At 37.8% G+C, this 6666-nt stretch carries 2 protein-coding genes and 6 tRNA genes; 1 reads left to right on the top strand and 7 read right to left on the bottom strand.

Annotated elements, in window-relative coordinates:
- The first annotated feature begins 30 nt into the window (after positions 1–30).
- Entirely contained in the window at positions 31–4254 is a 4224-nt protein-coding gene (locus tag AC0NJG_RS24750) for a S8 family serine peptidase (RefSeq protein ID WP_474063561.1), read from the top strand.
- Positions 4255–4424: 170 nt separating this feature from the next.
- Here AC0NJG_RS24750 and AC0NJG_RS24755 read toward each other — a convergent pair whose 3' ends face one another.
- From AC0NJG_RS24755 to AC0NJG_RS24785, 7 genes are all read right to left on the bottom strand, one after another.
- Entirely contained in the window at positions 4425–5369 is a 945-nt protein-coding gene (locus AC0NJG_RS24755) for an L-lactate dehydrogenase (RefSeq protein ID WP_000715339.1), read from the bottom strand.
- A 729-nt stretch (positions 5370–6098) separates the two neighbouring features.
- Positions 6099–6170: transfer RNA gene (locus tag AC0NJG_RS24760), tRNA-Glu, on the bottom strand.
- 24 nt (positions 6171–6194) lie between these two features.
- Positions 6195–6267, bottom strand: a tRNA-Thr gene (locus AC0NJG_RS24765).
- Between the two features lie 4 nt (positions 6268–6271).
- Positions 6272–6346: transfer RNA gene (locus AC0NJG_RS24770), tRNA-Asn, on the bottom strand.
- Between the two features lie 8 nt (positions 6347–6354).
- Positions 6355–6431 (bottom strand) — tRNA-Ile (locus AC0NJG_RS24775).
- Positions 6432–6441: 10 nt separating this feature from the next.
- Positions 6442–6512, bottom strand: a tRNA-Gly gene (locus tag AC0NJG_RS24780).
- A 13-nt stretch (positions 6513–6525) separates the two neighbouring features.
- Positions 6526–6601, bottom strand: a tRNA-Lys gene (locus AC0NJG_RS24785).
- Between the last annotated feature and the right edge of the window lie 65 nt (positions 6602–6666).

The following is a 6666-nucleotide window of genomic DNA, read 5'->3' on the forward strand; positions in this document are numbered from 1 at the left end:
TTTAAAATATAAATTATCGGAGGCTTATACATGAAAAAGAAAAATCGTTTTGTTACCGGAATTGTAACGGCTGGCGTTCTGTTTTCAACTGCCCTTCCGTTCAATGTACTTGCTGAAAATCCAATTAACCAAATTGACTCTTCAAACGCCCAGTCTTTACTATCAAAACTTTCTAAAGAACAGCGTCAGGCATTACAAACGTTAGATGCCAATCCTGGCTTTACGATTTCGCCAGATATTAATACGAGTAGTTCCGAACCAGTAAATATCATTGTAGAATTTCAAACTGCTCCAGTAAAAATTAATAAATTAAAGCAAAAAGAAAAAGGACTACAAGCTGCTCCTGAAAATATAAAAGCACGTATCGATCAAGAACATGAAGAATTCCAAAAAGGACTAAAACGTCTTCATCAATTCAGCCCATCAGTAAAGTCAGGGAATTTCCAGTCTGTACAAATTAAACGTTCTTATAAACATGCTATAAATGGGGTTGCCCTAACATTACCTGCAAATACAGTGGAAGAATTGTTACGAATTGGTGTTGTAAAACGTATTTGGAAAGATTACGAAGTGAAATTAAATTTACCAAAACAAGCAGAGCAAAAAGCACCTCAAAAACTAACAGATAGTATTCCGCAAATTGGGGTCGATAAGTTACATAGCGAAGGCATTACCGGAAAAGGAATTAAAGTTGGTGTATTAGATACAGGCATTGATTACAATCATCCTGACTTAAAAGACGTCTATAAGGGCTATCGTGCAAAACCAGGTGAAGATTCTAGCAGGGTAGACCCAAACTCCGTAAAAGGTTGGGACTTTATTAATAACGATGCGGATCCGATGGAAACAACTTATACAGAGTGGCAACAATCTGGTGCTCCTGAATTTGATGATCGTGGTTCTTCCTTCTACACAGCCCACGGTACTCACGTAGCAGGTATCGTTTCTGCTCAAAAGAAAAACACATCAGATTCCGCAGTAAAAGGTGTTGCACCTGACATTGAACTGTATAACTATCGTGTACTCGGTCCATACGGAAGTGGAGATAGTTCTGGTATTATTGCTGCAATCGATAAATCTATTTCTGACGGTATGAATGTTATTAATTTATCGTTAGGTGACGATAGCAACAACCCGCTTGATCCTACGTCTATCGCTGTCAATAACGCTATGCTTTCCGGTGTTGTTACAGTCGTTGCTGCTGGAAACTCTGGTCCAAACCCAGCGACACTCGGATCACCAGGTGCTTCTCCATTTGCGATTACGGTCGGGGCAAGTGATAGTTCTATTTCCTTGCCGAAACTATCAGGTCATGCTGGACAGGTACAATTCCCTAACTTAATTTTATTTGGCAAAAACTTCACTGATAAAATAGAAGATTTCAAAGGACAATCTTTACCTATTGAATCTGTAGGAATTGGTACACCTGACGAATTTAGTAAAAAAGATGTAAAAGGAAAAATCGCTCTCGTTGCACGCGGTACACTGTCATTTGATGAAAAAATTGCGAATGCAAAACAAGCAGGTGCAAAAGCCGTTATTATTTATAACAATGTGGACGGAGAAATTCCTTTCTACGTTGGCGAAAGTACAAAATACATCCCAGCATTCCGCCTAACGAAAGAAGACGGTGAAAAACTAAAAACTCAAATCGAACAAGGTAATACATCCTTTAGCTTTGACGAACTTAGTTATATTCAAACAGAAGGCGATCATCTTGCAGACTTTAGCTCACGCGGTCCTGTTACATCAAATGATGATATTAAACCAGATATTACAGCCCCTGGTGTTGCTGTGCTTTCAACAGTACCCGAATATATTAACGATCCACAAGATGGCGAAAACTATGACGTTTCCTATGAGCGTATGCAAGGAACATCCATGGCTTCTCCTCATATCGCGGGCGTTGCTGCTCTTATTTTACAAGAACACCCAGAATACTCTCCGTTTGATGTGAAAGCATCTCTTATGAACACAGCTGATGATTTAAAAGAAAAGTATTCCGTATATGAAGTTGGAGCTGGACGAGTAGATGCGTACAACGCCGTTCATACGGAAACAAGTTTTAAAGTGCTAGATACAACAAAAACAGTTGTAAATGATGAAGTAATTGAAGTACCAGAAGAAACCGGATCCATTGCATTCGGGAAGTTCTATCAAAAAGACGGTGAAGCTCTTGAACAAAAACGAAATATAAAAGTACAAAATCATAATAAACAAGAGAAAAAAGAATTTAAAACAGAAATTTCTTATACACCGGCATCTTCTTCTATTAACGATGCTATCGCAAACGGTGTAAAAGTATCTGTTCCAGAAACAATTACTCTTGATGCTGGCAAATCAGATGAAATTGAAGCAAAAATTAATGTTCCAGCCGGTGTAAAACAAGGCCGATATGAAGGATATATTCATATTACAAATACGAAAAATAAAGAAGAAACGTATCAAATTCCGTTCTCTATTCGTGTATCAGAGCCTGGTATTGAAAATGCCATATTATCAAGAAAAGCAATTTCAACTGATACATCGAAATTTAATCCATACGGTGAATCATATGTACACGGGGCATTCCAATTAAATAGCGAACTTGAAACGTTAGATCTTATCGTGAAAGATTCGAAAACAAATAAAGCGCTCGGTTTCCTTGGGACATTAAACACGAGTGGACTAAAAACGGATAGATATTACTACTTAGATTCATTCTTTAACGGAAAAGTGTATCCTTTCACAAATGATCCTGCAAAACCAATTGGTGATGAGAAAATCAGCTTACCAGAAGGAGACTACACAATTGAGTTTGTTGGCTATGACAAAGCTGGGAAAGCACGTGTGAAAGGTGATTATGTCGTAATTGATAATACACCGCCAGAAGTAAAATTAACTGGATTAAAACCTGGTATTTATGAATTAAATGAAGAAAATTATACAGTAGAAGATGGTAAAAAAGCGTTATGGATTAAAGGAAATGTGTATGATTCGAACGTTGACTACTTAAAAGGAAAAGGGCTAAATATTACGCAAGAAGCGAATGGCGTTATGTATTATGACTATTCTCCATACTTGCATAAATTTTTACCTATTAATGCAAATGGTGACTTTAAAGTTGGCATTACTCCTGAATCCTTTAAAGTGGAAGGCCCAATGAACACAGGCGTATATATTTTCGATTATGCAACTGCAGGAGCTGACTATCCAAGCGGTGTAAATAACTATTGGTTTATCCCGCAAGGAGCTCAATATGCGAAAACTAGCTATGATAAAAAAGAAGTATATAAAAGTGATGAATTCACTGTGACGCTAAACGCCAAACATGTGAAACAATTTGTTGCTGGGGAATTTAACGTAAAATTCCTAGAGAAGAACTTCAAATTTGCAAATGCGAAATTCAATCCTGCTTTTGAAAAACTCCTTTCTGAAAAAGGTGTAACTGCAAAAGTAAATGAACCAAAACTAGAAGCAGGCTCTGTTACAGTTGGCGGTGCTATCGATGACAAAAACTTCGCTGGATTAGATGGTGATTTCCCGTTCATTGATGTAACGTTCAAAGTAGAAAATGATGAGTTTTATGAAGCAAATGCCCAATTAGAGTCAGCCGTGTTTGTATACTGGAAACCAGGAGAAACAGAGCCAAATAGAATGCGTGTCCTTCAAGATCAATCATTCTCAGTTATGTCCTTAAACTCACTAGTAGAAGGCAATATCAAACCGGGCGCATTCTTAAATGAACGTGGATATTTAGATGAAAAGTTCGATTATACAAAGCTTGGCGTAAAAGTATATGCGACTGATTCTTACCGTCATAAGTTTGAAGGCTCACTAGATAAATACGGATACTTCAAATTAAATGGACTTCCTGTTAATAAACGCGACTACAACTTATATGTAGAAGTACCAGGGCATTTGACAAGTCGACTAACAACGAAATTAGGTACCGAGAAAGATGGTAAGCTAATTGGCCAATATTATTATGCACGCTTTGATGAAAACCTTGCAGGTGATGTAAATGGCGATAAAGTAATTGATATTAAAGATGCAGAAATTATCGCTAGCAACTATGGTAAAAAAGGGCTATCTGTGAAAGACGGCGACCTTAACAAAGATGGTATTGTCGACGAAAAAGATATTCGCTTCGTTGAAAAGAACTTCTTGAAAAAAGATCCAGATGCATCTAAATCACAAACAGCTGTTGAAAAATCAAAAAGCGGTACACTGACAGATATTTTAAAGAAATTAGGATTAACACCTAAAAAATAATAATAAAGAGCACTCTACTTAAAGTAGAGTGCTCTTTTCTATAAACAACCCTGATCCAGCAAAAGGGGTATATTGGGGATATACAAGGGAAACCGGAAAAGGAATTTATATTAAATTATATGAATTCAGAGGTAGGAAGCGTGTCCCGCCCCTGAATGATTTAGCAATTATTATAGTACTGGTGCCATTGTTTCTTTTAATACTTTTACAGAATGAGCGAATTTCGCTTTTTCTTCTTCATTTAACTCAAGCTCTACGATTTCACGTACACCTTCACGGTTAATTACAGCTGGAACACCTACGTAAGCATCTTTCTCACCGTATTGACCTTCAAGGTATGCAGATACAGTTAATACGCTGTTCTCGTTGTTTAAGATTGCTTTAGTTACACGAAGTAGTGACATACCGATTCCGTAGTAAGTTGCACCTTTACGCTCGATGATATGGTAAGCTGCATCACGTACGTTTTCGAAGATTTTATCTAAGTCTTCTTGTTTGTACTGTTCGTTGTTAGCTAAGATTGTTTCTAGTTTTTGTACACCGATAGTAGCGTGACTCCATACTGGAAGTTCAGTGTCACCGTGTTCACCAACGATGTAAGCATGAACGTTACGTGGATCTACATCTAAGTAGTCACCTAACATGTAACGGAAACGAGCAGAGTCTAAAGTAGTACCAGAACCAATTACGCGCTCTTTTGGTAAACCAGATTCTTTCCAAGTTACGTAAGTTAAAATATCAACTGGGTTAGTTGCGATTAAGAAGATTCCATCGAATCCGCTATCCATAATACCGCGAACGATTTGTTTAAAGATCTTTGTATTTTTCTCAACTAAGTCTAAACGAGTTTCACCTGGCTTTTGTGGTAATCCAGCAGTGATGACTACTAAATCTGCATCTTTACAATCTGCATAGCTACCGCTCCAAACTTTTGTTGGTGATGGAGAGAATGGTACCGCATGGCTTAAGTCCATTGCTTCCCCTTCTGCTTTTGCTTCATTAACATCTACTAATACAAATTCTTCAGCTACACCTTGGTTGATCATTGAGTAAGCGTAACTACAACCTACAGCTCCTGTTCCTACTAATACTACACGATTGATACCTTTTTTCATGGTAATTTCCCCTCTCTATTGTTCACATATATTTTTTATGATTGTTTAAGTAATTAATTAAAATACTAATTTAATGTTGTTTAACTTCTTTACACTCATATTGTAGCACGTATTATTGTGAATTACTTCACAAATTATGACCTATTTGTGAACTTTTTCACATAGAGTGTAAAGTTATTAGGATAGGCGTGGAATCCATTTCAATGGAGGCGTTTTCTTTAGATTGTGAAAGGAATTTTTTGTGGTTTTGTCGGTAAGTGAAATTATATCGACGATTTTTAGAATATATCGATCGTAACTCCAAATATATCAGCGATTATTGAAATTTATCGACCGTAACTCAAATTATATCAGCGATTTTTGCAATATATCGACTTACCGACAATACTCGACAACGTTAGCATCATAAAAAAGCTGTCTCCAGTAGATCACCTATTGAAAGACAGCTTCTTCTATTTATACTATTTGTTTTCCGTGGTAGCGCCTAATACAGAAATTTCAATATTAAAAAGCTCAATTAAAGCATCCTTTAGTTGAGCGATCCATATTTCAATTTTTATTATTCAACTGTATCTAATAACTCTACAACTAATTCCTTAGGATCTTCCCAGCTATGATATATTTCTAAGTGCCATTTCGTTAATGACCTTGAGTATCCCTTTTTTTCTATCCAAAGTCCACTTTTACACAACAAAAAAGAGATAGCAGATTATGCTATCTCTTTTAGTATGACCCGTACGGGATTCGAACCCGTGTTACCGCCGTGAAAGGGCGGTGTCTTAACCACTTGACCAACGGGCCAAAAAAGTTTTAAACCTATTCCCAAGCTTCCAACCGGGCTTGAACCGGTGACCTCTTCCTTACCATGGAAGTGCTCTACCAGCTGAGCTATGGAAGCATAATGGCTCCGCAGGTAGGACTCGAACCTACGACCGATCGGTTAACAGCCGATAGCTCTACCACTGAGCTACTGCGGAATAATATATGGTGGGCCTAAATGGACTCGAACCATCGACCTCACGCTTATCAGGCGTGCGCTCTAACCAGCTGAGCTATAGGCCCATAATTGAAAAGCGGGTGAAGAGAATCGAACTCTCGACCAGAGCTTGGAAGGCTCTTGTTTTACCACTAAACTACACCCGCATTAAATTGTAAATGGTGAGCCATGAAGGACTCGAACCTTCGACCCTCTGATTAAAAGTCAGATGCTCTACCAACTGAGCTAATGGCTCATTTTGAAAGTGGTGCCGACTAGAGGACTTGAACCCCCAACCTACTGATTACAAGTCAGTTGCTC

The organism is Bacillus sp. SSR7 (assembly GCF_055902415.1).

Excerpts from the sequence above, each read along its gene's own strand:
- AC0NJG_RS24750 (WP_474063561.1), top strand. The coding sequence starts at position 31 with ATGAAAAAGAAAAATCGTTTTGTTACCGGAATTGTAACGGCTGGCGTT.
- AC0NJG_RS24755 (WP_000715339.1), bottom strand. The coding sequence starts at position 5,369 with ATGAAAAAAGGTATCAATCGTGTAGTATTAGTAGGAACAGGAGCTGTA.